This is a genomic window from Micromonospora sp. NPDC023888 (assembly GCF_040639415.1).
Taxonomy (GTDB): Bacteria; Actinomycetota; Actinomycetes; order Mycobacteriales; family Micromonosporaceae; genus Micromonospora.
In genome coordinates this window covers 180228-205491 of sequence record NZ_JBEZZW010000002.1, presented here as the reverse complement: position 1 = coordinate 205491, position 25264 = coordinate 180228, and the positions used below count along the sequence as shown (strand labels likewise).

Here is a 25264-nt window from a genome sequence, read left to right as displayed (position 1 = left end):
GTCTGGGCGGGGCCGCGCACCGCGACGAGTGGCCGGAAAGCCATCATGCGCAATAATCGGGCCATGACCGTTCGCCCGCACCGGATCGCCGTCCTCGCCCTGGACCAGGTGGTCGGCCTGGACCTCGGCACCCCGTCGCAGGTTTTCAGCACCGCCCGCACCGCCGAGGACACGCACCTGTACGACGTACGGGTGTGCACACCGGGCGGCCGGCCGGTGCGGAGCACCGCCGGTTTCCAGGTGCTCCCCGACCACGGTCTGGAGTTGCTCGACACCGCCGACACGGTGATCGTCCCCGGCATCCACGCCGGCAGTGCGTTGACCTCCGGCACCGTCGAGCCGGAGGCGACCGAGGCGTTACGGGCGGCGTACGAGCGGGGCGCCCGGATCATGTCGATCTGCACCGGGGCGTTCGTGCTGGCCGCCGCCGGGCTGCTCGACGGGCGTCGGGCGACCACCCACTGGGCGTACACGGAGCAGTTTCGTCGCCTGCACGGCGAGGTCGACCTCGACCCGGGCGTGCTCTTCATCGTCGACGACCGGGTGCTCACCTCGGCCGGAGTCGCCGCCGGCATCGACCTCTGCCTGCACGTCATCCGCCTCGACCACGGCAGCGAGGTCGCCAACCGGGCGGCCCGCCGCTGCGTGATGCCGCCGTGGCGGGACGGCGGCCAGGCGCAGTACATCGAGCGGCCGGTGCCGAAGGTCACCGACTCGAGCACCACGGGCGCGCGGGAGTGGGCGCGGCAGCGGCTGCACGAGCCGATCGCCCTGCGGGACCTGGCCGAGCAGGCGAGGATGAGCGTGCGCACCTTCACCCGGCGTTTCCGGTCGGAGACTGGCCTGAGCCCGGCGCAGTGGCTGCTGCAACAGCGCACCGATCACGCGCGGCTGCTGCTGGAGACGACCGACCTCACCGTCGACCAGATCGCGCACCGCGCGGGTTTCGGCACCACCGCCGCCCTGCGCCAGCAACTCCACCAACGCGTCGGGGTGGCGCCCTCGACCTACCGCCGCACCTTCCACCCGCGAAGCGAGCTGATCAGCGGCCGACCCACCGGGGCGGTCATGCCCCCGAGACGGGGCCCGACGTTGCCCGACCAGGCGTCGACGTGTTGAGCGTGATGACTGTGAGGCATCGTGATGACTCACAGGCATCACGCTCAACAGACCGGGACGCCCCATGCTGCGTCACGCGACCGGCCAGCGCACCGTCGACGGCCGCGATCAGGAGCGCAGGACGTGCAGTTGGGCCTGGTGTTTGGGGAGGTGGACCCGGGTGTGCAGGTCGAGGGTGCGAGACCAGGGCAGCGGCTCGTCGACGATGAGGTCGAAGCCCTCGCGCAGGTGGGTCTCGACCGGGGTCTCCGCCGCCAGGCCGAGCTGGTCGACGAGCCCGCACAGCCGGTCGCTGGTGCCGTGCAGCAGAGCCGTCAGCCCTCGCAGACCGCCCTGCTCGGCGGCCAGCGCGTCGAGCTGTGGACGGTGGATGTCCTCCTCCAGCTCGTAGTAGGCGAACGGCGAACCGGCCAGCAGCGCCTCGGTGGCCTGGATCATCAGCTCGTCGTTGGCGACCAGGTGCGCGACGATCTGCTCGGCGCTGAGCTGCCCCTCCGGAGCCGTCCCGAACTCTCCCTCGTCAAGCTCGACGAACACCCCGTCGTAGGCCCGCCGCAGCCCTCCACTCTCCATGCCCCCAGTCAACCTGCCCGGCGGGACGTTAGCGGCGGGATTGGCGGGAGCGGAGGTAGTCGCTGACCACGTACTCGCCCAGGTCGTCGGTGTCCGGCGTGAACATGCGGCCACGGCTGCGGCGGGCCACCGCGTCGACGAAGCGCCGCAGGCCCGGATCGTCGCCCAGCATGAACAGGTTGAGCGTGGCGCCGTAGCGACTCAGCCGGTCCACCTCACGGACCGTCGCCTCGATCGTCTCCGGCAGCGGCGGCCAGTGGAACAGCGCCTCCCCGTCGTCCGGGTCCAGGTGGGCCGTGGGTTCCCCGTCGGTGACCACCAGGACCACCGGCTCGGCGTCCGGGTGCCGGCGCAGGTGCCGACCGGCCAACCGCAGCGCGTGCTGGAGGTTCGTGCCCTGCTCACCGTCCGGCTCGACGGCTGCCAACTCCTGCTGGGTCAGTGCCATCGCCTCGCGGCCGAAGCCCACGATCTGCAGGGCGTCCTGCGGGAAACGCGTCTCCATGAGGTGCGCCAGCGCCAGCGCGGTCTGCTTCATCGGCCCCCAACGACCCTGCGAGATCATCGAGTACGACAGGTCGACGCAGAGCACCACCGCCGCCGAGGCGCGCTTCTCGGTCTCCACCACCTCGAAGTCGTCCACCGCGAGCTGCACCGGAACCGTCGGCCCGGCCCGGCGGACCGCCCGGGTCAGCGTCCGGACCACGTCCAGGGGTTGCTCGTCGCCGTACTCCCAGGGCCTGGACGCACCGCTCACCTCGCCGGCGGCTCCCGCCGAGCGCAGGTCGTGCTGCCCGCGCGGCCCCGCCGTCAGGTCGGCGAAGACCCGTCGCAGCGCGGTCCCGCCCAGCCGGCGCAGCGCCTTCGGGCTCAGCGTGAGCCCCTCCGCGTCCCGGCTCACCCAGCCCTGCCGGCGTAGCTCCCGCTCCAGATCCCGCAGCCGGCGCACGTCGTCGGCCGCCTCCCGGCCCAGCGTGCGGGCGACCGCGTCGACGTCCACGTCGTCAAGCGTGGCTCCCGGATGCTCCTGGTCGAGCTGGTCCAGCAGGTCGTCCAGCTCGCCGATCTCACCCAGGGCGCCCGCCGCGTCGGCGTAGCCAAGCGGCTGTTCGCCCCGGACCCGCTCGCCGCGCCCCCAGCGCAGATCCGGGCGCAGCGCCCGCAGGTTGGCGTCGAGCGCGGTCAACTCCCCCGCGAGACGGTCGCCGAGCGACTGCTGCATCAGACCGGCCAACTCGGCCCGCTGCCGGTCGGAGAGCGAGTTCATCAGCCGCTCGCCGGCTGCCGAGCGGCGGGCCAGCACGTCGATCAGCTCGTCGACGGTCTCCGGCTGCTCCGGGAAGAAGTCGCCGTGGCGGCGCATGAACTCGGCGAACGCGTCGGTGGTGTCCTCCGCGCGGCCGTGCCGGGCCAACAGGTCGTTCAGGTCGCCCATCATCTCGGCCAGCCGCTGCTGGGCGGCCGGGTCGGCGGACGCCCGCACCGCGTCGCGCAACCCGGCGAAGCGCTGACCGAGCACGTCGTCACGGAGCTGGTCGAGGATCTGCTGGTACGACCGGCGGGCGTCCTCGCTGGCCCACTGGTAGCCGGACAGCTCCTCCACCGCCCGCGCGGTCGAGCGGGGCAGATTGTCGAGCACCGACTCGGCGAACCGCGCACCGTCGTCGTCGCGGCCACGCAACTCGTCCCGCTCGGCGGCGAGAGCCTGGTCGAGCAGGGCCCGTGCCCTGGTCACCGCGCCGTCCAGGTCACCTCGGCGGAGCGCCTCCCGGCGTAGCCGCCGAGCGCGGGCGGCCAGGTCGTCCAGCCCGCCCCGCCCCTGCGGACCACGACGCAGCAGGTCCCGCAGCGCCTCCCGCAGGCTGCCGCCGGCCAGCACCTCGGCGCCGACCTGGTCGACAGCTTCGCGTACGTCGTACGGGGGCGCCAGCGGGTCGGGCCCGCCGGTCCACTGCCCGTACCGAAACCGGTTGCCGGCCATGGTCAGCCCCGGCCGCCGTAGACGGTGCGCCCCGAGTCGGTGACGTCCTTGCCCAGCCGGCGGGTCAGATGCAGCCCTTCCAGCACGAACTCGACGGCGGCGGCGGCCTCCTCCGGGGTGGGCGCGTCGCCCAGGTCGAGCCGGTCGAGGACCTTCGCCAGGCCGGGCACCGTGCCGACCTGGCGCAGCAGCTCGGCGGAGCTGACCAGCTCACCGGTCTCGATCGCCGCGCCGTCCTCGACAAGTGCGGTGAACCCGGACAGGTCCAACCCGGCCAGGTGCGCCCGGAACGTCTCGGCGGTCGCGGTCCGCAGCAGGTGGGCGAGGATCTCGATCTCCCGCCCCTCCTCGCCGGACTCGAACTCCACCTTGCCGCGCAGCGTGCTGGTCACCGACACCGCGTCGCCGACCCGGGCCACCGCGGCCTCGGGGCGGTCCTGCCCGGTGCTGGTCGCGGCGAGCAGGCCGGCACGGCGCAGCGCGGCACCGGCGACCGTCTCGGCGGCGGCGATCGCGAACCGGGCGGAGACACCCGAGCGCGGGTCCACCGACGGCGACTCCCGGACCGCGCGGGCGAAGCGGGCCAGCACCTCCAGGACGTGCTCCGGTACGGCGGCGACCAATTCGGCCTCCTGCCGGATCAACGCCAGCTCCAACTCCAGGTCGACCGGGTAGTGGGTACGGATCTCCGCGCCGAACCGGTCCTTGAGCGGAGTGATGATCCGGCCCCGGTTCGTGTAGTCGTCCGGGTTGGCGCTGGCCACCAGGAGCAGGTCCAGCGGCAGCCGGAGCTGGTAGCCACGGACCTGGATGTCCCGCTCCTCCAGGACGTTGAGCAGGGCCACCTGGATGCGTTCGGCCAGGTCGGGCAGCTCGTTGACGGCGAAGATGCCCCGGTTGGTGCGCGGCACCAGCCCGAAGTGAATGGTCTCCGGGTCGCCGAGGGTGCGGCCCTGGGCGATCCGGATCGGGTCGACGTCCCCGATCAGGTCGCCGACGCTGGTGTCCGGGGTGGCGAGCTTCTCGCCGTAGCGCATCGAGCGGTGCAGCCAGCCGATCGGCAGGTCGTCGCCGGCCTCGGCGACCTGGGCGCGGGACGCGGGGGTGAGCGGGTGCAGGGGGTGCTCGTTGAGCACCGAACCCACGATGACCGGGGTCCACTCGTCGAGCAGCGCGCCGAGCGCGCGGATCAGTCGGGTCTTGCCCTGGCCGCGCTCACCGAGCAGCACCATGTCGTGCCCGGCGAGCAGGGCCCGCTCGACCTCGGGCAACACGCTGTCGTCGTAGCCGACGATGCCGGGGAAACGGGCCTCGCCCGAGCGCATCCGGGCGAGGAGGTTGTCACGGAGTTCCTGCTTGACGGTGCGGTACTGGTGACCGGCTGCCCGAAGCGCGCCGAGCGTGCCGGGCAGGTCGGCCGGTGGAACCGGGTTTACCGGGTTAGGCGCAGTCACCCGACCCACGCTAGCTCACCTTCGCGCGGGTGCCCCGGGCATCAGGGGAGGGACCGATCAGCCGGACGGGGTGACGAAGCCGGACTCGTAGGCGGCGATGACCGCCTGGGTGCGGTCCCGGGCGCCCAGCTTGGCCAGCACGTTGCCGACGTGCGTCTTGACGGTCTCCACCCCCACCACCAGGTGGGCGGCGATCTCCGGGTTGGACCGGCCGGTGGTCATCAACCGCAGCACCTCGGCCTCCCGCTCGGTGAGCCGGGCGGCGCGCAGCCGATCGCCCCCCACCGGCCCGTACGCCCCGACGAGCTGACGGATCGCGGCCGGGAAGAGCAGCGACTCACCCGCGGCGACCACCCGGACCGCCTCCACCACCTCGGCGGGCCTGGCCCGTTTGAGCAGGAAACCCGAAGCTCCGGCGCGCAACGCCTCGTAGACGTACTCGTCGTTGGCGAACGTGGTGACCACGAGCACCCGGGGCGGGTCGGCGGAGGTGGCAAGCAGGTGCCGGGTGGCCTGGATGCCGTCGATGCTCGGCATCCGCACATCCATCAGCACCACGTCCGGCCGGTGCCGGGCGACAAGCGGTGGCACCTCGGCGCCGTCGGCGGCTTCGGCGAGCACCCGCAGGTCGGGTTGGGCATCGATGATGGCTCGCAGCCCCACCCGGATCAACTCGTCGTCGTCGACGATCAGCACGCCTGTGGTCATGTCGCCTCCTCGTACGGCAGACGGGCCCGGATCAGCCAGCGGTCGCCGTCGGGGCCCACGGTGATCCGGCCGCCGAGCAGCAGCACCCGCTCGCGCATTCCGTCCAGTCCTCGGCCGCGCCGACCCAGGTCGGCCCGTCGGGGACGGTCCACCGCGTTCACCAGCTCCAACTCCAGCGCTTCCGGGTGCAGGTCGAGCCGCAGCGTCACCGGCCCGTGGCCGTACCGGGCGGCGTTCGTCAGACCTTCCTGGACGATCCGGTAGCCCTCCCGGGAGACCGCCGCGGGCACCCGCGTCGGGTCGCCGACGCGGTGTGCGTGCACCGCCAGCCCGGCCGCGCGGGCGTCGGTGACCAACCGGTCCAGGTCGGCGAGGGTACGCTGCGGCGCCACCACCCGGCGGTCGTTTCCGGTCTCGCGGAGCAGCCCGAGCACGTGGTCCAGCTCGTCCATCGCGGTTCGTCCGGTCTCCTCGATGGCGCTGAGCGCCCGCCTGACGAACTCCCGGTCGGTGTCGAGGACCTCGCGGGCCGCCCCGGCCTGGAGGGTGGCCACGGTCAGCGCGTGACCGATCGAGTCGTGCAGTTCCCGGGCCAGCCGGTTGCGTTCGGCGAGCCGGGCGGCCTGCGCCTCCAGGGCCGCGATCCGCTCCGCCTGCGCGGGGCCGAGCAGCACCGGCGCCATCGAACCGGCAAGCGCGCCGAGCCCCGCGACGGCGTACCCGAGGCCGACGAGCATCGCCACCCCGGTCACGGTCAGCCAACCGCTGTCGCGTCCGTCCAGTGGCCCGAACCGTTCCTGACTGGTCAGCTCGCTGCCGACGCCGAACTGTTGGGCGATGAAGGCCAGCGCCATCGGCAGGGCGCTGACGAGCGCGATCATCACCAGCGCGCCCACGATGAGATGGGTGGCGATCCAGAGCGCGCTGCGCAGTCGGGTTTCCCGGTCGCCGCGATGCCCCAGCGCCGGCTCCGGCAGGTCGACGCCGAGCAACCCCCGCACGGCGGCGATCTCCAGGGCCCGGCTGCCGTCCAGCAGCAGCGGCACCACGGCGATCAGCGCCGCGATCACCAGCAGCGCGTACGACAGTGAGCGGGGAATCTCCGAGTCGCCGAGCAGTTGGGCGAAGGTCACCGCGAGCAGCCCGTACGGCAGCGCCAACACTCCGCCGAGCAGCAGGAACACGCCGCGTCGCCAGGTGGTGCCGGCGACCAGCGGGGCCAGCACCGTTCGGAGGGTCACCTCGTCATTCTGCGGCGGGAATCGGTTACCGCGAATCCCCCGCACCGGGGAGATCTCAGCGGTGGTCGGCCACGTACTGCTGCGGGTCCTTGTCGCGGAACGGAAGGTTGCGGCCGTTCTTGTGCTCGCCGTAGAAGGTGAGCCAGCGCTGGCCCAGCTCGGCGCGGAGTTCGGTGCTGGCGTGCCGGCGGAAGTCGGGCAGCGCCTCGTCCTCTTCCTCGGCGAGGTGTTCGCTGTTCTCCCGGCGGGCCGTGCCGACCGCCGCCCACCACTGCTGCGAGCCGACCGGGTGCAGCTTCGCCTCGGCGATGGCGTCGCGGATCTTGTTGTGGTCGCCGATCGCGTCGGCGGTCTCGTCCTCGCCGTCGTCGCCGTGCTTGACCAGGTGCGGGTAGAGGATCGCCTCCTCCGCCTCGGCGTGGATGTCCAGGTGCAGGGCGAGGGCGTCCCAGACGGCGAGCAACTCCTGCTCGTCGCGGGCGTCGTCGAGGCGGGCGAAGCCGCGCCGGAAGGCGGCGTGGTCGTCCAGGATCAGTGCGGTGATGTCGTCCACTGTGCTCACTTTCCCGTTGGACCGGCGAACCGGGCACGCAGCATGCGGGGCATCGCGGCGAGTCCGGTGACCGGTCGGAAGCGTTTCGCGGCCTCGGCCAGTGCCGCGTACTCGTCGTCGGCGAGGTCGATGTCCGCTGCGGCGGCGTTGCGTTCCATCTGCTCCACCCCGGAGGCCCCGGGGATGGCGAGCACGTTCGGGTGGTGCAGCAGGTAGGCGAGCGCGATCTGGCCGGGGGTGGCGTCGTGGGCGTCGGCCACCTGGCGCAGCGTGTCGATCAGGACCGCGCCACGTTCCAGGTTCTCCGGCAGGAAGTACGGGTTGGCCCGCCGTACCGCGCCGCTCGGCGGGTTCCGCGCGTCGTACCGGCCGGCGAGGAAGCCCTGCGCCAGCGGGCTGTACGCGATGACCACCCGCCCGGCCTGCCGGGCGTACGGCAGCAGGTCCTGCTCGGGGGCGCGGTCGAGCATGCTGTAGCGGACCTGGTTGCTGAGCACCCGCCGGCCGAGCGCCGCCTCGGCGACCTGCCAGCGGCGCAGCCCGTAGTTGCTCACCCCGACCTCGCCGACCAGCCCGACGTCCTGCAACACCCGCATGCCGCGCATGGTGGTGTGGTCGGCGACGAGCGGGTTGGGTTGGTGCACCTGGTAGAGGTCGATGCTGGTGACACCGAGCCGGGCCGCCGAGGCGACCGCCCGTTGCTGCACCACCGCCGCCACCGGCAGGACCGGGAGGATCTTGCTGGCGACCACGACCTTGGCCCGGTCGTCGCCGAGCGCCGCGCCGAGGATCCGCTCGCTGCGCCCGAAGCCGTAGATCTCCGCGGTGTCGAAGACGGTCACGCCCAGTTCGACGGCCCGTCGGACGATCTGCGCCGCCCGCTGCTCGAAGCCCGGGCCGTAGCCCCACTCCCGGGAGCCGAACTGCCAGGTGCCCAACCCGATCCTGGACAACGGTTTGGGAGTGTCGAGGGCGATGAACCGCATGGCGTCGAAACTACCCCGCTGTCCCGATTCGCACGCCTGATCCGGGGTACCACGGGCCGGAGCTACGCTCATGATCGTGACCTACCTCGCCGCGGATGACCGCTACGACACCATGACCTACCGGCGCAGCGGACGCAGTGGCCTGCGACTGCCCGCCGTCTCCCTCGGGCTGTGGCACAACTTCGGCCCGGACCGCCCGTTCGACAGGCAGCGCGACATCGTCCGGCGCGCCTTCGACCTGGGCGTCACCCACTTCGACCTGGCGAACAACTACGGCCCGCCGCCCGGTTCGGCTGAGGAGAACTTCGGCCGGATGCTCGCCACCGACCTGCGGGCGTACCGGGACGAGCTGGTCATCTCCAGCAAGGCCGGCTACCTGATGTGGCCCGGCCCGTACGGCGAGTGGGGCTCGCGGAAGAACCTGATCTCGTCGCTGGACCAGTCGCTGGGTCGGATGGGGCTCGACTACGTCGACATCTTCTACTCGCACCGGTTCGACCCGGACACCCCGCTGGAGGAGACGATGGGCGCGCTGGACGCCATCGTCCGCTCCGGCAAGGCGCTCTACGTGGGCATCTCGAACTACAACTCGGAGCAGACCGCACGGGCCGCCGCGATCCTGCGCGACCTGGGCACACCGCTGCTGATCAACCAGCCGTCGTACTCGATGCTCAACCGGTGGACCGAGTCCGACGGCCTGCTCGACACGCTGGAGCAGGTCGGGGCGGGTTGCATCGCGTACAGCCCGCTGGCCCAGGGCCTGCTGACCGACCGTTACCTGGGTGGCATCCCGGCCGACTCGCGGGTGCGCACCAGTGTCTTCCTCAACGAGAGCGACCTCGGCGAGGAGAAGATGGCCACCATCCGGGGGCTGGGCGCGGTCGCCGAGCGGCGCGGCCAGTCGCTGGCCCAGCTCGCGCTCGCCTGGGCGTTGCGTGATCCACGGATGACCAGCCTGATCATCGGGGCGAGCAGCGTCGGGCAACTGGAGACGAACATCGCCGCGCTGGACAACCTCGACTTCACCGCCGAGGAGCTGACCGAGATCGACGGCCTGCTGGGCTGACCGGCGCGGGCGGCGCCGGTCACCAGATCCGGCGCCGCCCGACGCGGTGGTTGCGTACCTCGCACTGGCGGCCGACCGGGGCCTCCGCGGTGCGGCGTCGCCGGCCCGCGCCGACAAGGAGCACCAGGAGCAGCACGACGGCGGCACCAGCCAGCACCGGCCAACGCCCGCCGAGGTCGGTCACCGACGCCACCGGCACGCCCGGGTCGGCCGCCGCCGCCACCGCCGTGTCGGTGGCGGCCGGCCGGCTCGCCGCGGTACGCGGCGCAGCCGCACCCGCCTTCGTCGCGGCGGCCTTCGACGGGGTGGCCTTGGCCTTGGCGTCGGGGAACACCACATCCGAGCAGGAGTAGTAGGTGTCGGGCGTGTTGGAGTTCTGCCAGATCGTGTAGATCAGGTGGCGGCCCGCACGGCCGGCCGGCAGTCGACCCGGCAACTGGTATGCCCCGGCCCGCACCGGCGGGTCGGTAAGCGTCAAGAACGGGCGTGTTTCCAGGTCCGACCAGGTCAGCGACTTCTTCGGGTCGTACCCGGGCCTGGTGACGTAGAGCCGGAAGGTGCCCCGGTGCTCGATCGTGGTCCGGTACCGGAAGGTGAACTTCGCGCCCGCCGTCAGGGCGGTGGCCGGCCAGTCGGTGCGGGGCAGGTCAAGCCCTCGGTACGCGGACAGCCCGCCGCTGCACAGCTCACCGTCCGGGATCCGCTCCCGGTCCCGCCCGTTGATCGCGGCGACCCGCACGTTGTCCCATTCCCGCACTGCCGCGCCCGCTTCGACGGCGGCCTGGCAGGCGGCGGTGGCCGCGTACCGGCCCTCGGGTCCGCAGGCAGCCGCCCGGCTGATCGGGTCGGTCGGGGCGCCGTGCGCGGCGGCGGGTGTGGCGGCCAACGGCACGGTCGCGGCAGCGACGAGCACCGTGGCGAGGAGCCGGCGTACGGTCATGAGGTTGACCTCCTGCCCACTGGTACGGGCGGCGGACGGCAAAGGTTCGACGTCGGCCTCTGGTCACCGTTCTAGGGCGGCGGGAATCCCGGGGGTGGGTGCGGCGTTTCGATACTCGGAACCGCTGGAACCGAGGAGGCAGACATGAAGGTACGTAGCTCGTTGCGTGCACTGAAGCAGAAGCCGGGTTCGGTGGTGGTCCGCCGTCGTGGCCGGGTGGTCGTGGTGAACCGCGCGAACCCGCAGTGGAAGAGCCGCCAGGGCTGATAACCCCCTTATCGGACATATTGCAATACACGCCCCGACCGGGTCGCTTCCGGTCGGGGCGTTCTTTCGTTCCCGGTCGCGCGGTCTCCTCGACTGTCGTGGCCCGCGTGGCCCCTGCGACGGACGCCTCCCGCACGGCGGTGGATGGCACAGCGCATCGACTAGGGTGCTCCGGAAGACCGCCCCGACGAGGAGGAACCCGTGTTCATCTTGGAGCTGTCCTTCGGCGACGAACCCGACCGGCTTGCCGCTCGGCCCGCGCACCGGGAACGTCTCCAGGCCCTGCATCAGGAGGGCCGCCTGGCCATGGCCGGGCCGTTCGCCGACGACTCCGGCGCGCTGCTGATCTTCGACGTCCCGGACGCCGAGGCGTTCGCCGCGATCGTCGCCGAGGACCCTTATTACCGCACCCCGGGGGTGACGATCGCCAGCCAGCGGGAGTGGTCACCGATCGTCCGCTAGGCCGCCCACGACCGGGTGTGGACGAAAGAAAGCGGCCCGGTCGATGATCACCGACCGGGCCGCTGCCCTACGTTCGCAAGGTGGAGCCGAGGGGACTCGAACCCCTGACCCCCACACTGCCAGTGTGGTGCGCTACCAGCTGCGCCACGGCCCCTTGCTGTCGTCCCGGTCGCCCGGGCACTGGGAAACTATACACAGACCGGCCCGCATGGTCATCTCGCGGGGTCCCCCGCCCGGGGCGGGTCAGTTGAGCGCGACGTCCGGCGGGAAGTGGGCGACCGCGGCCATCATTCCGCCCTGGCGGCGCAGCACCATCGGCCACAGGTCGTCGGGCCTGTCGACGAAGGCGTCACCGGGCAGCCCGTCCAGCACGAACCAGGAGCCGTCGGCGATCTCCTGCTCCAGTTGACCGCTGCCCCAGCCCGAGTAGCCGGCGAAGACACGGATGCCACCGATGCTCTCCCGCAGCCGCTCCGGGTCGACCGAGAGGTCGATCGTGCCGACCGCTCCGGAGACCTGGTGGAAGCCCTTCAGCCGGCGCATCGGGTGCCGCATGCGGGCCAGGCAGATGGCCGAGTCAGGCTGCACCGGCCCACCCTCGAAGAGCACCGCCGGGTAGCGGGCCAGATCGCTCCAGTCGCCGAGCACCTCGGCCACCGGCACCTCGGTGGCCCGGTTCAGCACCACGCCGAGCGCACCGCCCGGCTCGTGGGCGACAAGCAGCACCACCGTACGGTCGAAGTTCGGGTCCTTGAGCGCCGGAGTCGCGACCAGTAGCCGCCCCGTCATCGACTCCATCGCTCGTCCGCCGATCGCCTGACCCTCTCCCTGCATCCCACACACCCGTCAACCGTGAGCCCGCGCCAGGGATCGGTCATCTGCCGGATCCGCCCGGTGCATCGAGATCAGCCGTGCTGTCAACGCCATGCCTGGCACCATAGCCTGCGACCCGGGCGCTGGCTAAGGGCTGACCGGCAGGTGATCAGACAGTTAAGACAGCTCCCTGTTCGTGCCGATGCCCTGACCAGGTACGGGCGCGGCCGGCTGGATGAGCCCGCGGGAAACACCCGAAAGGTCCGTCCCATCCCGATAGATTCGGCTGATCGGGAGGGACGACTGCTGTCGTCCCTCCCGCGACACGGAGGCGGGTGGCGATGGCAACGGTCCGGGACGCGACGTACGACGTGCTCCGCACCCTCGGCATGACCACCGTCTTCGGCAACCCCGGCTCGACGGAGGAACCGTTCCTCAAGGACTTTCCCGCCGACTTCCACTACGTCCACGCCCTGCAGGAGGCGACGGCGGTCGCGATGGCCGACGGCTACGCCCAGGCCCGCGGGACAGCCGCCCACGTCAACCTGCACACCGCCCCGGGCACCGGCAACGGCATGGGCAACCTGGTGACCGCCTGGCACAACAAGACCCCGCTTGTCGTCACGGCCGGCCAGCAGACCCGGGAGATGCTGCTGCTCGAACCTCGGCTGACCAGCCGGCGGCCCACCGAGCTTCCGCAGCCGTACGTCAAGTGGGCCTACGAGCCGGCGCGGGCGCAGGACATCCCAGCGGCGGTGCTGCGGGCGTACGCGACGGCTGTGCAGCCACCAGCCGGGCCGGTCTTCCTCTCCCTGCCGATGGACGACTGGGCCCAGCCGGCCGACCCACTGCCCGCACCGCGAACGGTGGCGACCCGGTTCGCGCCGGACCCGCAGCGGCTCGACGAGTTCGTCCGGATCCTGGCCGGCAGCGACAACCCGGTGCTGGTGTACGGGCCGGGGGTGGACCGCTCCGGTGGCTGGCCGACCGCTGTCGCGCTGGCCGAGCGGCTGGCCGCACCGGTCTGGTCGGCTCCCGCACCCGAACGCGCCGTGTTCCCGGAGGACCACCCGCACTTCCGGGGGGTGCTCCCGTACGCGATCGGTCCCCTCGCCGAGGCGCTGCGCGGCCACGACACGGTGCTTGTCGTCGGCGCTCCGGTGTTCCGCTACTACCCGTACGTGCCGGGCGGGCACCTACCGGACGGCACCCGGCTGCTGCACGTCACGGACGACCCCGACGAGGCCGCGCGCGCCCCGGTCGGGGACAGCCTGCTCGGCGACCCGGGGCTGACCCTGACCGCGCTTGTGGACCGGATGCCGCCGGCCGACCGGCCACCGCCCGCACCCCGGGACGCACCGACCCCGCCGGAGATCACCGCCCCGCTCAGCGCCGACGCCCTGTTCGCCGGGCTGGCCGCGCACTGGCCGGCGGACGGCGTGCTGGTGCAGGAGTCACCGTCCAATCTGTCCGCACTGCGCCGGCAGTTGCGGATCCGCCGCCCGGCGTCGTACTTCACGATGGCCAGCGGCGGCCTCGGCTACGGCCTGCCGGCCGCGATCGGGGTGGCACTCGCCGAACGGGACACCGGCCGCGGCCGTCCGGTGGTGGCGGTCATCGGCGACGGCTCGTTCCACTACTCGGTGCAGGCGTTGTGGACCGCCGCGCGTCTCGCACTGCCGCTGGTGGTCGTCGTCCCGGTCAACAAGCAGTACGCGATCCTCAAGGCGTTCGCCGAGCTGAAGCACACTCCCGGGGTGCCCGGCCTGGACCTGCCGGGGTTGGACATCGTCGCGATCGCGGCCGGCTACGGCTGCGCCACCGAGGTGGTCCAGACGCCCGACGAGCTCGGCGCGGCGCTCGCCACCGGGCTGCGTGCCGACCGGCCGACCGTGCTGCCGGTGCCGATCAGCACCGACGTGCCCAGCATCCTCTGAACCGATCCGTCAGCTCCGGTGCCGCCCGCGTCAACGTGGGGCGATCGACAGGGGGGCGCCGGTGGCGACGTCCAGGACCGGCCGGGCGCCGAGCGGCGCCGCGAGGGTGACGTCGACCGGTTCCAGCTTGAGCACGGCGGGACAGATGCCGGTGCCCCGGGTGATGCTGCCACCGACCACCACGACGTCCGGCCGTTCCCACACCAGCGGCGTGATGCCGGTGTCGCAGGCGCCGACGCCGAGCCCCACGGTCATCCGGGCACCGTCGACCGCTTGGAGGTTTTGGGCACCCACCAGACCGTCCGCCAGCGGACGGGCCGGCCCGGTCGACTCGGGAGGACGCGTCACCGCGGTCGGCGCGACGGCGAGCCGGGCCACCGGCGTGGCCAGCTCCCTGATGGTGAACAGCCAGGCCGGGACCTGCGCCTCGCCCCGGCTCGTGCGGACCGGCACGGCACCGAACGTGACTCCGGTGACGGTGAGCGAGAGACAGGCCGTCTGGGCCCCGCTGGTGGTCCACCCGTCCGGCCCCGGCTCGACGGAGGGGCCGCCGGGGGTCGGCCGGCCGGGCCGCTTCGGTCGCCCCGGACAGGGCAGCGGATCACCCTGGTCCAGTTGTCGGTAGGCCTCGGCGGCGCTGACCAGCGGCAGTGTCAGCCGGCCGTCCGGGAAGCGGATCTCGCCGCCGACCCGGGTGGGCGGTATGGCGACCTCCGCGCGGTACCACCCGGCCCGGAAGGCCGCCTCGGTGTCGGGGGTGAAGCGCGGGTCACCGGTGAGCACCGTGGGCCCCTCCAGGGGGACGTACCCGGTACGCCAGTCGGGGCTGGGCCGCCACGCCTCGGCGACCTCGGCGGCCCGCTTGTCGAACGCCTCCGCGCGGTGCGCGGGGCTGCGGGGTCCGCCGGCCGGATCTGCGCCGTTCGCGGCGCAGCCCGCCACGAGCAGCAACGGGAGTACGAGCAGCAGGGCTGGTCGACGCATGTACGGTTCGACGCCGCCGTCGACACCCCGGTTCCCGTCGACCGCTCAGGTTTCGCCGCCCAGGTCCGTCTGGTACGCCTCCCAGAGCAGGTCGGCACCGCGCCGCCGATGCCGGGCCAACCTCCGCATCAGGTGCCCGGCCCGGTGCCGCAGCTCGTCGGGGTCGACCTCGGGCCGCTCGGCGATCCGCTGCACGGCGAGGATCGCCGCGATGATCCCCGCGTGCTCCCGGGTCAGCAACCGCACCCCGTGGTGCAGCCGTGGCGACTGGGTGAGCAGCTCCCGGTAGAGCCCGGCCGGGCCCTCGGTGACGCGGACGTGCTCGGCGAACCCCTGCCCCACCGGGCGCAGCCGGAGCAGGACCTGTTCCCGCCAGCGCGGCTCGGTGGGGGGCACGGTGACGGCCCGGCCGAACGCGTGGACGTCCCCGGCCAGCCCGGCCGGACGTGGCTCACCGGGCAGCCCGATGGGATGGCGCGGTGTGGCGGACGGCCGGGCGACGAGTGACGACTGCTGGACCGGACCGGTGACCATGGCACCTCCCGCGCTGCGCTGCTACCCCATACCGCGATGGTGAGCCCGCCCGACCCGGCCTGTAAAGGCCCCGGGAAGTCCTCATCTGTCCCATTGGTCCCAGCAGTCCCGCAGGTCCCAGTGGGAACGGACAGCGCCGCTCAGCCGAGCTGGGGGGTTTCCGCCAGGCGGCGCAGTTGGCGGGCGACGGCGTGCGCGTCGCCGTCCCGACCGTCCTCGGGTCGGCCCGTCGTGATGGCGTCGGCAAGCGCGCGCAACTCGGACGGTGGCAGGCTGGTCAGCCCCATGCCGTGCAACGCGATGGTGAGTCGCCGTCCGTCAGCGTGGTCGGTCGCGACGATGGCGGGCGCCCGCTGCCCGCCCGCCGAACGGTCGTCGTCCGCCTCGCGGTACGACAGCGGCGCGGCGTCGATCCGGGCGGTGGAGAGGTCGACGCCACGCGTCCGAAACGCGCCCCGGACCCGGACGTGGCTGCCCTCCAGCCAGGCGGCAGTGCGGAGCACCCGCAGCACCAGGTAGATGCTGAGCAGGACGAACGGCAGGCCGCAGAGCCCGATGAACGGGCTCAGCCCGGCCTGTCCGGCGTTACCGTCGGCGTCCCGCAGCGCGGGTGGCAGCATCCCCGGCGGCAGGTCGCGAGCCTCCTCGTAGGAGGAGAACGGGTCACCCGGGCCGGACAGCCGGGTCAGCAGCCCGCCGCCGACCAGCGGCAGCACCACGAACACCGTTCCGACGGCCGCGACGAAGACGCCCACCACCACCGCCCAGGTGCGCTGCGACGGTGAGGCGCCGACCGACAGGCGCAGCTCCTGATTCATCACAGGGGGCAGCGTAGGGGCCGCTGGCCCGCACACGACGAAGCGCCCCGGCCGGTGGGCCGGGGCGCTTCGCTCGAGGTGGTGGAGGTGCCGGGAATCGAACCCGGGTCCTTCGCCGGTTTGTCAGGGCTTCTCCGAGCGCAGCTCGCTGTGCCTCTACTCGGCCCCACCGCTCACGCGAGCAAGTTGGTGTGACGGGCCCAGTCGCTGATTAATCTCGCCGCACGGACCCCGCGACCGGGTCCGGTTGGCCAGCCTCCTAGCTGATGCCGGCTACTGGGACGAAGGCGTTCCCAGACCGACAGACTTAGCTACTCGCCTCAGGCGGCGAGAGCGAAGTCAGCGCGTTGGTGATTGGCGCTTATAAAGTTCCGACGACCGATTCTCGAGACGACGTCGGCTTCCTCGGCTCGCTTCCCCTGTCGCTGCGTACGAAGTCGAAACCAGTCACCCCCTCGACAGGCCACCGATGTGGTGGCACTGACAAGCCTAACGCCTGCCGCAACGGCTTTCATCCCGAGGCCCCGGGCCGGCGCGCCGACCCGGGCAAACGGGACAATCTACTCGTCCATCCCCTTGCCGCGCCGACCGGACACCCGGGCGATCTCCCGGTCCGCGTCCCGCTTGGCGAGGTCCTGACGCTTGTCGTACGACTTCTTGCCCTTGGCCAGGGCGATCTCGACCTTGGCCCAGCCGTCGGAGAAGTAGACCTGCAACGGAACAATCGTCAGACCGCCCTCACGGGTCTTGCCGACGAGCTTGTCGATCTCACCCCGGTTGAGCAGCAGCTTGCGGGTACGCCGGGGCTCGTGGTTGGTCCAGGTGCCCTGGGTGTACTCCGGAATGTGCATGGCGTGCAGGAACAGCTCGCCGTCACGCTCCTGGGCGAACGCGTCGACAAGCGACGCTCGCCCGGCCCGCAGCGACTTGACCTCGGTACCGGTCAGTGCCATGCCGGCCTCGTACGTGTCGAGGATGGCGTAGTCGTGGCGTGCCTTCTTGTTGGAGGCGACCACCTTGCGCCCCTTTTCCCGTGGCATCGGTGCCACCCCCTCTCCTGAGCTGTCCGCGCACCGAACTCACCTCGGCCGGACAACCGATCATGCTACCTGAATGACAAGAACCCTCCCGCGCCGTTTATTTCCGGCGGCGGGAGGGTCCTTGCGGAGACGGGACGACCCGTACGGTGCCTAGACCCGCAGGTAGAAGCGCAGGGTGATCCAGGCGGTGCCCGCGCTGATCAGACCACCGACGCCGGCCATCAGTGGGAAGACGACGAGGATGTCGCCCCAGGAGATCGGCGAGAGCAGGCCCTGCAACGCGCTCAGCGAGCGGTCGAAGAGCAGGTACTTCGCCGCGACCAAGGCCACCAGACCGAGCAGCGAGCCGATCAGACCGGCCACCACGGCCTCCAGCACGAACGGCGCCTGGATGAACCAGTTCGATGCGCCGACCAGCTTCATGACCGCCACCTCACGCCGCTTGCTGTACGCGGCCACCTGGATGGTGTTCGCGACAAGCAGCAGGGCGGCGATCGCCATCACGATGGCGGCAGCCAGGGCGATGTTCTGGATCGAGGTGAGGATGTTGAAGATCTTGTCGAGCAGTCGACTCTGGTCGATGATCTCGTCGACACCCGCGGTGTTCTTGTACTGCTCGTAGATGTCCTTGTACTGCTCCGGGTTGTTCAGCTTGAGCCGGAACGACTCGGGCAACTGGTCTGGCTTGACCACGTTCACCAGGTCGGGCGCGTCCTGGTACATGACCTTGAACTTCTTGTACGCCTCGTCCTTGTTGACGTAGAAGACCTCCTTGACCAGGGGGTCACTGTCGAGCTTGGCGTTAAGGTCGGTGCGCTCCTGCTCGCTCACCTCCTGCTTCAAGAAGATCGAGACTTCGATGTTCTTGTAGTAGGTGACCTTCATGTCGTCGACCTGGCGGTACATGAGACCGCTGGCGCCGAGCATGGTCAGCGAGACCGCCATCGTGATGATCATCGCGATGGACATGGTCACGTTGCGCCACAGTCCGACCAGTACCTCGGACAGGACGTATTTCACGCGCATCGGGATTTCCTCCGGGTCTCCGGCATGAAGTGTTCGTCGTCAGGCTGCGCAGGGGTGGAGAGCCGGCTCACCCGTAGACGCCGCGGGCCTGGTCACGCACGATCCGACCGCTCTCGATCTCGACGACGCGGCGGCGCATCTGGTTGACGATGTTGGAGTCGTGGGTGACCATCACGACGGTCGTGCCGGTGCGGTTGATCCGGTCCAGCAGGCGCATGATCTCGATCGAGGTGTCCGGGTCCAGGTTTCCGGTGGGCTCGTCCGCCAGCAGGATCAGCGGACGGTTCACGAACGCCCGGGCGACGGCGACCCGCTGCTGCTCACCACCGGAGAGCTCGTGCGGGTAGCGGTGCTCCTTGCCACCGAGCCCGACCAGCTCCAGCACCTCCGGCACGACCCGGCGGGCAACCGCCTTGGTCTTGCCGATCACCTCGAGGGCGAACGCCACGTTCTCGTACGCGGTGCGGTTCGGCAGCAGCCGGAAGTCCTGGAAGACACAGCCGATCGAGCGCCGGAAGTGGGGTCGCTTCCAGGAACGCATCGACGTGACGTCCTTGCCGTTGACGACGACGCGGCCCTTGTTGGGGGCCACCTCGTGCAGCAGCATCTTGATGATTGTGGACTTGCCGGAGCCGGATGGACCGATGAAGAAGACGAACTCGCCCTTCTCGATCGAGACGGACACGTTGTCGAGCGAAGGCCGGGACGCCTTCGGGTACGTCTTCGTCACTTGCTCAAGCTGAATCACGGGTGGTGAGTCTACGCGGTGTAACAACTGAGCCAAGCCCCACGCCCCGCCGATCCGGCACGAGTCGTCGAATCAGGCCTCTACCTGGAGATCGACGACGCGTTCCGCCCGCGTGTCGTTACGCTCCGTCGCCGGCGAGTTGCCGCTGCTTACGCCAACGAATGCCCGCCTCGATGAAACCGTCCAGATCGCCGTCGAACACCGCGCTCGGATTGCCGGTCTCCTGCTCGGTTCGGAGATCCTTCACCATCTGATACGGGTGCAGGACGTAGGAGCGCATCTGGTCGCCCCACGAGCCGGCGGCGTTCTCCTTGAGCCCCTCCAGCTTGGCCTGCTCCTCCTGGCGCTTGCGCTCCAGCAGCCGGGCCTGGAGCACCCGCAGCGCGGAGGCCTTGTTCTGCAACTGGGACTTCTCGTTCTGACAGGTGACCACGATGCCGGTCGGGATGTGGGTCAACCGGACCGCCGAGTCGGTGGTGTTGACGCTCTGCCCACCGGGGCCGGAGGAGCGGTAGACGTCGACGCGTACCTCGTTCTCCGGGATGTCGATGTGGTCGGTCTGCTCGGTGACCGGCAGGACCTCGACACCCGCGAAGCTGGTCTGCCGGCGGCCCTGGTTGTCGAACGGGCTGATCCGGACCAGGCGGTGGGTGCCCGACTCGACGCTGAGCGTGCCGTACGCGTAGGGCACCTTGACCGCGAAGGTGGCCGACTTCAGACCCGCCTCCTCGGCGTAGGAGGTCTCGTAGACCTCGGTCGGGTAGCCGTGCCGCTCCGCCCAGCGCAGGTACATCCGCAGCAGCATCTCGGCGAAGTCCGCCGCGTCCACGCCACCGGCGCCCGCGCGGATGGCGACAAGCGCCTCCCGGGAGTCGTACTCGCCGGAGAGCAGGGTGCGGACCTCCATCTCCTGGATGGCCTTCGTCAACCCGGTGATCTCCGACTCGACCTCGGTCAGCACGCCCGGGTCGGACTCGGCCTCGGCCAGCTCCAGCAGCACCTGGGCGTCGTCAAGGCCCGACCGCAGGCTGCCCAGCTTGCTGATCTCGCCGTTGACGTAGGAGAGCTGCGAGGTCACCTGCTGAGCCTTGGCCTGGTCGTCCCACAGGTCGGGGGCGGAGGCCTCCTGCTCAAGGCGGGCCTTGTCCTCGTGGAGTCGGTCGAGGTTGAGGACGGCCTCGATGTTTCGCAGGGTCGCGTCGAGTTCCTTGAGCTGTTCGGCGTAATCGGCAGCGGTCACGACAGGTAAGCGTACTGCGCGGGCGACGATTGAGCTTGCGAGCCCCGCGGTCCCGCGCAAAAGCGACACTGCGCCACCCTGCGCTGAGCAGCTCGTTCCTGTCTGGCGAACCCGCCGGAGATCACCCGACCGGAGCGGACTTCAACCAGGACAGGGCGGCCCGGTGATAGGCGACGGCGAACTCCAGCGCGCTGGCGTCGTACGTCTCCCCATCCCGTTTGGCGTTCTTCACCTGCTCCCGGACCTGGGCGAGGGCCTCGGTGTGGTATTCGTTGGCCGAGGCGTACAGGCCCTTCAACTGACTGGCGGAGTGCAGGTTGCCGAAGGCCATCCGCAGCGCGATCGGGTTGCGGATGGTGTCCCGCCCCGGGTTCTCCGCCAACCAGCGGGAAAATGTCCGTTTCCCGCTCGCGGTCAACGCGTACGGTTGGCTCATCCGCGGGCCCGGCTTCCCGAGCCGCACGAACCCCCGCTCGGCCAGCACCGGCAACTCGCGGTAGACCTGACTGCGTGTCATCGACCAGTACGGCGCCAGACGGCGCTCAGCAGCGGCCATCAACTGACCGCCTGTCATCGGGCCCTCGTGGAGGAGGCCGAGCAGGGCCGCCGCCGTAGGGTTGACTCCGGAATCCGCCATGCCCCCTACGCTGCCACTTTGCGCACCCGGCGTCCAGGATTTGCCGGTTTGCCACCCAACAGGTCTTCCTAAGTGCACTGTCGGCGACAGACTGTCCGTTGAGGACTATCGATGGATCACGACCCTCGGCCGACCCGCCGGCGGCACCGTGCGCCGCCGGCGGGTCGTCGCCGCAGGTCAGCCCATGTGGGGGTACGTGTGGTCGGTCGGCGGCACGAAGGTCTCCTTGATCGTCCGCGGCGACACCCAGCGGACCAGATTGAGCCAGGAACCCGCCTTGTCGTTGGTGCCGCTGGCCCGAGCGCCGCCGAACGGCTGCTGCCCGACCACCGCGCCGGTCGGCTTGTCGTTGATGTAGAAGTTGCCCGCCGCGTACCGCATGCGCTCGGCCACCGCGTCGACCACCCGGCGGTCGGTGGCGAACACCGAGCCGGTGAGCGCGTACGGGGCGATCGACTCGGCCTGCGCGACCACGTCGTCGAACCGGGCGTCGTCGAACACGTGCACGCCCAGGATCGGCCCGAAGTACTCGGTGGTGAAGGTCTCGTGCGCGGCATCGCCGCACTCGAAGAGCGTCGGCCGGACGAAGTAGCCGACCGAGTCGTCGGCGGTGCCACCGGCCAGCACCCGGCAGGAGTCGTCACCGGCGATCAGCTCCAGCGCTGCGGTGTGCCGGGCGAACGCCTTGTCGTCGATCACCGCGCCGCCGAAGTTGCCGAAGTCGGCCACGTCCCCGTAGGTGAGCGAATCGGTGGTGGCGGCCAGCCTGTCCCGCAGCCCACCCTCCCAGATCGAGCGCGGCACGTACGCCCGCGAGGCCGCCGAGCACTTCTGACCCTGGTACTCGTACGCGCCGCGGATCAGCGCGGTGTGCAGGGCGTCCACGTCGGCGCTGGTGTGCGCGACCACGAAGTCCTTGCCGCCGGTCTCGCCGACCAGACGCGGGTAGCCCCGGTAACGGGCGATGTTGTCGCCGACGGTCCGCCACAACTGCTGGAAGACCTTTGTCGAGCCGGTGAAGTGGATGCCGGCCAGGTCCGGGTCGGCGAGCACCACGTCGGAGACCTCCTCACCCCGGCCGGTGACCATGTTGATCACACCGGGCGGGAGGCCTGCGGCCTCGAACAACCGCATCGTGAAGTGCGCGGCGAACTGCTGGGTCGGGCCCGGCTTCCAGATCACCGTGTTGCCCAGCAGGGCCGGCGCCGACGGCAGGTTGCCGGCGATGGCGGTGAAGTTGAACGGGGTGACCGCGTAGACGAAACCCTCCAACGGGCGGTGGTCGAAGCGGTTCCAGACGCCGGGCGAGGACGCCGGCTGCTCCTCCAGCAGACGCCTGGCGAAGTGCACGTTGAACCGGAGGAAGTCGATGAACTCGCACGCCGAGTCGATCTCCGCCTGGATCGCGGTCTTCGACTGGCCGAGCATGGTGGCGGCGTTGAGGGTGTCGCGCCAGGGGCCGGCGAGCAGCTCGGCGGCGCGCAGGAAGATCGCGGCCCGCTCCTCGAAGGGCAGCGCCCGCCACATCGGAGCGGCATCCTTGGCCGCCTTGATGGCGGAGCGCGCGTCGTCGTGGGTGGCGTGCGCGGTCACGCCCAGCACGTGCGCGTGCCGGTGCGGCTGCACCACGTCGATCGACTCACCGGCGGCCATCCGCTGCTCACCCGCGATGGTCATCGGCAGGTCGATGCGCTCGGCGGCGAGCTCGGTCAGCCGCCGCTGGAGCCGGTCCCGGTCGGGGCTGCCCGGCTCGTAGTTGCGAACCGGCTCGTTGCGCGGCTCGGGAACGGAGAACACGGCATCCATCAAGGCTCCTGGCGATCTCGACAGCAGTGGCGAAACCGGACCCGCGGGCACCGACCGGGCGGCCGGACACCGGACGCCGCACGGGAGGGCCGAGCAGCGGCGGGACCTGCCGTGATTCTCCCACGAAGGGCTGCGCAGCCTGCCTCCGCCATCGCCTCCCACCAAGGACCGGCCCACCCCTCCTCCCCTTACCGACCGGGTTCGATCCGACGACCCGCCCGCTTCCCACGCACCACCTCATCCCCCGCGCCGGGCCGGGCCGCGCCCGCGCCGGGCCGCGCTCTGTCGCCGCACCTCACCGCACGCCGTCCCGTGGCTGGCCCGGGCAGCCTGTGCCGCGCCCCGCGCCGGACCGCCCCGCGCGACAGGCCGCGCGCTCGGCTGCACTCCGGCCCTCGCCTGCCCGCGCCTCGGCAGGACCGGTTCGGCCGCAGATGTCGCGGCCGTCCGTGGCGGAGGAGCGCCCAGCGGAGCCGCGTACCCTGAATGGTCGGTGACCTGCCGCCTCGAAGGGGAGACGATGACCAAGCAGCCCGGCCGCGTCCCGGCCGCGGAGTCGCACGAGCCGGCGACCGACGCGGCGAGCCCCAGCAGCCGGCCGCTGCCCGCGCCCGGCGCGGCGGTGCTCGCGCTGCTGGCCCTCGGCTGGCTGGCCGCCATGCTCTGGTCCACCCGGGAGGCCATCACCTCGGCGGCGGCCGGGGTGACCGCGATCAGTCTCTCCGCGTTCGCCCTACCCGGCGTGATCTCGGCCGCGCTGGTCTGCGGGGCGGCCGTCGCGCTGGCCGGCGGCAACCTGCTGGCCCGCCGGTACGGCGACTGGGCCACCCTGCGCTTCGCCGGGGCGATCGGCGGCGGAATGCTTGTCGGGCTGGTGGCAGCGCTCGCCATCAACCTCACCTACTTCGACACCTCGACCACGAACGTGATCGCCGGCACCACCGCAGCCGCGGCGATCATCGGTGGCGCGGTGGCCGCCGCGCGGACCGCCCCGGCGGTCGGTGCGGTGGTGACCGCCGCACTCGGCACGCTGATCTTCGTGGTCGCGTTCAGCCAGGCCCGGGACCCGCTGTTCGACCTGTTCGGGGCCGGCGACAGCCAACAGTCGGTGGTCGACGCGGCCAAGTGGGTGTCCCGCACCGAGTCGCTCGTCGCGGGGCTGCTCGCCGGGCTGCTCGCCTTCGGCTACCTGGCCTGGGCGCGACGCCGGATGGTTCGCCGCGATCCTGCCGCTCCGGCGCTGCGCTGGCCGGCGTACCTGCTCGCCGGTGCGGGGCCCGGCCTGCTCCTGCTGCTCGCCGAGGTGATCATCCGGATCGGTGGCCGCTCGCTGCTCGATCTGGCCGGCGCCCTCAGCGAGGCGGACGCGGTGGCGCAGACCTCGTTGGGCACTTCGCGGGTGGACAACGGGATCTGGGTGCTCTTCGTGGGGGCGCTGACCGCGCTCATCGCGTTCGGCCGCACCCTCGGCCCGGCCCATGCCGACGACGACGAACCGGCCGACACCCCGGACGCCGTCGTGGACCAGGCCGACCCGGAGGACGACGAGCCGGACCCGGCCGAGGCGTTCGACGCGGACCCGGCCAAGGCGGATCCGGCCCGCTGACGCCGGACGGGACATGACGCCCGAATGGTGGCAGCGCTGACGGCCGCTGCCGGCGCGACGGCTCAGCTCGCCGCGTGGAGCAGCAGGTCCAGCTCCGTCACGTCGTACCACTCCAGTTCGTGGTCCTCCGCGCTGTCGACGGTGAACTGGGCATCGGGGTCGCCGGCGGCCGCCTCGGCCACCACCTCGGCCGCCGCGGCGACCTCCTCGACGGCGTCCGCGCCGTCCACGTGGAGGGCCGCGACAGCACCCACCGGCACGGCCTGGGTCAACGTCACGGTGCTGGATCCCAACTCACCGTCGCCCCGCCCGATCGCGTTGGCCGGCAGGTCGACCGAGACGACGACGCGGCGGCGGGGAGCGGTCGGGTCGGCCCGGAGCAGGTGCAGCGCCTCCTGGGCGGCCCGGGTGAACGCGACGTACTCCAACTCCTCCTCGTCACCTTCGGCGTACCACTCGCGCAGCGCCGGGGTCACGGCGTGCGCCTGGTCGGCGGCCAGCCCTTCCGTGCGCAGTCGGGCCAACATCGGTACGGTCGCCGGCACGTACACCCGGACAAGATCATCGGTCACCGGTCGTCTCCCCGCTTCGTCCTCCACCGGCGTCCACCGGCACGGGCGCAGATCATGCCGCACGCCGTGACCGTCATACACCTCGACTCCGGCCGGCGGAAGTTCCCGCCCGGTGTGTCCCGTGCGGTCGGCCTCCCGTCGGCCGGCCAGGTG

Annotated in this window: 25 protein-coding genes, 1 tRNA gene and 1 other RNA gene; 6 read left to right on the top strand and 21 right to left on the bottom strand. The window is 71.5% G+C overall.

The annotated features are described in order from the left end of the window. The first annotated feature begins 45 nt into the window (after window positions 1–45). Window positions 46–1119: a DJ-1/PfpI family protein gene (locus tag AB0F61_RS02435; protein ID WP_357802520.1), complete on the top strand. Its 1074-nt coding sequence runs from the start codon at window positions 46–48 to the stop codon at window positions 1117–1119. Between the two features lie 108 nt (window positions 1120–1227). Here the strand turns inward: AB0F61_RS02435 and AB0F61_RS02430 are convergent, their stop codons facing one another. From AB0F61_RS02430 to AB0F61_RS02400, 7 genes are read right to left on the bottom strand one after another with little or no spacing between them, the layout of a single operon-like run. Further along, window positions 1228–1692 (bottom strand): hypothetical protein, encoded by a 465-nt coding sequence (locus AB0F61_RS02430; RefSeq protein ID WP_357802519.1) that lies wholly within the window; start codon window positions 1690–1692, stop codon window positions 1228–1230. 28 nt (window positions 1693–1720) lie between these two features. Next, window positions 1721–3673 carry a VWA domain-containing protein gene (locus AB0F61_RS02425; protein WP_357802518.1) on the bottom strand — a complete coding sequence of 651 codons (1953 nt, stop codon included), beginning with the start codon at window positions 3671–3673 and terminating at the stop codon, window positions 1721–1723. Between the two features lie 2 nt (window positions 3674–3675). Then, on the bottom strand, window positions 3676–5136 hold the full coding sequence (locus tag AB0F61_RS02420; RefSeq protein ID WP_357802517.1) for a sigma 54-interacting transcriptional regulator: 1461 nt from the start codon (window positions 5134–5136) through the stop codon (window positions 3676–3678). A gap of 48 nt (window positions 5137–5184) precedes the next feature. Then, entirely contained in the window at window positions 5185–5835 is a 651-nt protein-coding gene (locus AB0F61_RS02415) for a response regulator transcription factor (protein WP_357802515.1), read from the bottom strand. After that, entirely contained in the window at window positions 5832–7076 is a 1245-nt protein-coding gene (locus AB0F61_RS02410) for a histidine kinase (RefSeq protein WP_357802513.1), read from the bottom strand. The genes AB0F61_RS02415 and AB0F61_RS02410 overlap by 4 nt, the downstream gene beginning before the upstream one ends. A 55-nt stretch (window positions 7077–7131) precedes the next feature. Continuing rightward, window positions 7132–7638 (bottom strand): hemerythrin domain-containing protein, encoded by a 507-nt coding sequence (locus tag AB0F61_RS02405; RefSeq protein ID WP_357802511.1) that lies wholly within the window; start codon window positions 7636–7638, stop codon window positions 7132–7134. Next, a complete protein-coding gene (locus tag AB0F61_RS02400; protein ID WP_357802510.1) occupies window positions 7635–8615 on the bottom strand; it encodes an aldo/keto reductase in 981 nt (326 codons plus the stop codon). Before AB0F61_RS02400 ends, AB0F61_RS02405 begins: the two co-directional genes overlap by 4 nt. A gap of 70 nt (window positions 8616–8685) precedes the next feature. Between AB0F61_RS02400 and mgrA the strand changes: the two genes are divergently transcribed. Beyond that, window positions 8686–9681 (top strand): L-glyceraldehyde 3-phosphate reductase, encoded by a 996-nt coding sequence (mgrA, locus tag AB0F61_RS02395; RefSeq protein ID WP_357802509.1) that lies wholly within the window; start codon window positions 8686–8688, stop codon window positions 9679–9681. A gap of 19 nt (window positions 9682–9700) precedes the next feature. On the opposite strand, the gene AB0F61_RS02390 is transcribed toward mgrA, so the two are convergent. Next, complete coding sequence (locus AB0F61_RS02390) at window positions 9701–10621, bottom strand: lytic polysaccharide monooxygenase (protein ID WP_357802508.1); 921 nt, start codon at window positions 10619–10621, stop codon at window positions 9701–9703. Between the two features lie 144 nt (window positions 10622–10765). Between AB0F61_RS02390 and AB0F61_RS02385 the strand changes: the two genes are divergently transcribed. Both AB0F61_RS02385 and AB0F61_RS02380 read left to right on the top strand, forming a co-directional pair. Continuing rightward, window positions 10766–10888 (top strand): 50S ribosomal protein L36, encoded by a 123-nt coding sequence (locus tag AB0F61_RS02385; protein ID WP_030490864.1) that lies wholly within the window; start codon window positions 10766–10768, stop codon window positions 10886–10888. A gap of 201 nt (window positions 10889–11089) precedes the next feature. After that, complete coding sequence (locus AB0F61_RS02380) at window positions 11090–11350, top strand: YciI family protein (protein ID WP_357802507.1); 261 nt, start codon at window positions 11090–11092, stop codon at window positions 11348–11350. An 81-nt stretch (window positions 11351–11431) separates the two neighbouring features. On the opposite strand, the gene AB0F61_RS02375 is transcribed toward AB0F61_RS02380, so the two are convergent. Then, window positions 11432–11504 (bottom strand) — tRNA-Ala (locus AB0F61_RS02375). Window positions 11505–11593: 89 nt separating this feature from the next. Beyond that, on the bottom strand, window positions 11594–12184 hold the full coding sequence (locus AB0F61_RS02370; protein WP_357098712.1) for a YqgE/AlgH family protein: 591 nt from the start codon (window positions 12182–12184) through the stop codon (window positions 11594–11596). 320 nt (window positions 12185–12504) lie between these two features. Between AB0F61_RS02370 and mdlC the strand changes: the two genes are divergently transcribed. After that, window positions 12505–14100, top strand: coding sequence for a benzoylformate decarboxylase (gene mdlC, locus AB0F61_RS02365; RefSeq protein WP_357802506.1), 1596 nt, complete (start codon window positions 12505–12507; stop codon window positions 14098–14100). 30 nt (window positions 14101–14130) lie between these two features. Here mdlC and AB0F61_RS02360 read toward each other — a convergent pair whose 3' ends face one another. From AB0F61_RS02360 to pruA, 10 genes are all read right to left on the bottom strand, one after another. Beyond that, the gene (locus AB0F61_RS02360; RefSeq protein WP_357802504.1) at window positions 14131–15084 is read right to left on the bottom strand and encodes a hypothetical protein; all 954 of its coding nucleotides are present in this window, start codon (window positions 15082–15084) and stop codon (window positions 14131–14133) included. A 45-nt stretch (window positions 15085–15129) separates the two neighbouring features. After that, window positions 15130–15618, bottom strand: a complete 489-nt coding sequence (locus AB0F61_RS02355) for a hypothetical protein (RefSeq protein WP_357802501.1) — start codon at window positions 15616–15618, stop codon at window positions 15130–15132. A gap of 140 nt (window positions 15619–15758) precedes the next feature. Further along, window positions 15759–16439, bottom strand: coding sequence for a hypothetical protein (locus AB0F61_RS02350; RefSeq protein ID WP_357802498.1), 681 nt, complete (start codon window positions 16437–16439; stop codon window positions 15759–15761). 76 nt (window positions 16440–16515) lie between these two features. Then, window positions 16516–16891, bottom strand: a transfer-messenger RNA (tmRNA) gene (ssrA, locus tag AB0F61_RS02345). Between the two features lie 105 nt (window positions 16892–16996). Continuing rightward, window positions 16997–17476: an SsrA-binding protein SmpB gene (gene smpB / locus AB0F61_RS02340; protein ID WP_355028000.1), complete on the bottom strand. Its 480-nt coding sequence runs from the start codon at window positions 17474–17476 to the stop codon at window positions 16997–16999. A 150-nt stretch (window positions 17477–17626) separates the two neighbouring features. Beyond that, on the bottom strand, window positions 17627–18502 hold the full coding sequence (ftsX, locus tag AB0F61_RS02335; RefSeq protein WP_357802495.1) for a permease-like cell division protein FtsX: 876 nt from the start codon (window positions 18500–18502) through the stop codon (window positions 17627–17629). A gap of 67 nt (window positions 18503–18569) precedes the next feature. Next, a complete protein-coding gene (ftsE, locus tag AB0F61_RS02330; RefSeq protein WP_030331491.1) occupies window positions 18570–19250 on the bottom strand; it encodes a cell division ATP-binding protein FtsE in 681 nt (226 codons plus the stop codon). A 118-nt stretch (window positions 19251–19368) separates the two neighbouring features. After that, window positions 19369–20490 (bottom strand): peptide chain release factor 2, encoded by a 1122-nt coding sequence (prfB, locus tag AB0F61_RS02325; protein WP_357802493.1) that lies wholly within the window; start codon window positions 20488–20490, stop codon window positions 19369–19371. Window positions 20491–20611: 121 nt separating this feature from the next. Next, window positions 20612–21127, bottom strand: a complete 516-nt coding sequence (locus AB0F61_RS02320) for a PadR family transcriptional regulator (RefSeq protein ID WP_091393967.1) — start codon at window positions 21125–21127, stop codon at window positions 20612–20614. 177 nt (window positions 21128–21304) lie between these two features. Continuing rightward, window positions 21305–22933 carry an L-glutamate gamma-semialdehyde dehydrogenase gene (pruA, locus tag AB0F61_RS02315; protein ID WP_357802489.1) on the bottom strand — a complete coding sequence of 543 codons (1629 nt, stop codon included), beginning with the start codon at window positions 22931–22933 and terminating at the stop codon, window positions 21305–21307. 520 nt (window positions 22934–23453) lie between these two features. Between pruA and AB0F61_RS02310 the strand changes: the two genes are divergently transcribed. Beyond that, window positions 23454–24539, top strand: coding sequence for a hypothetical protein (locus AB0F61_RS02310; RefSeq protein ID WP_357802487.1), 1086 nt, complete (start codon window positions 23454–23456; stop codon window positions 24537–24539). A gap of 62 nt (window positions 24540–24601) precedes the next feature. Here the strand turns inward: AB0F61_RS02310 and AB0F61_RS02305 are convergent, their stop codons facing one another. After that, window positions 24602–25111: a hypothetical protein gene (locus AB0F61_RS02305; RefSeq protein ID WP_357802485.1), complete on the bottom strand. Its 510-nt coding sequence runs from the start codon at window positions 25109–25111 to the stop codon at window positions 24602–24604. Window positions 25112–25264 lie beyond the last annotated feature (153 nt).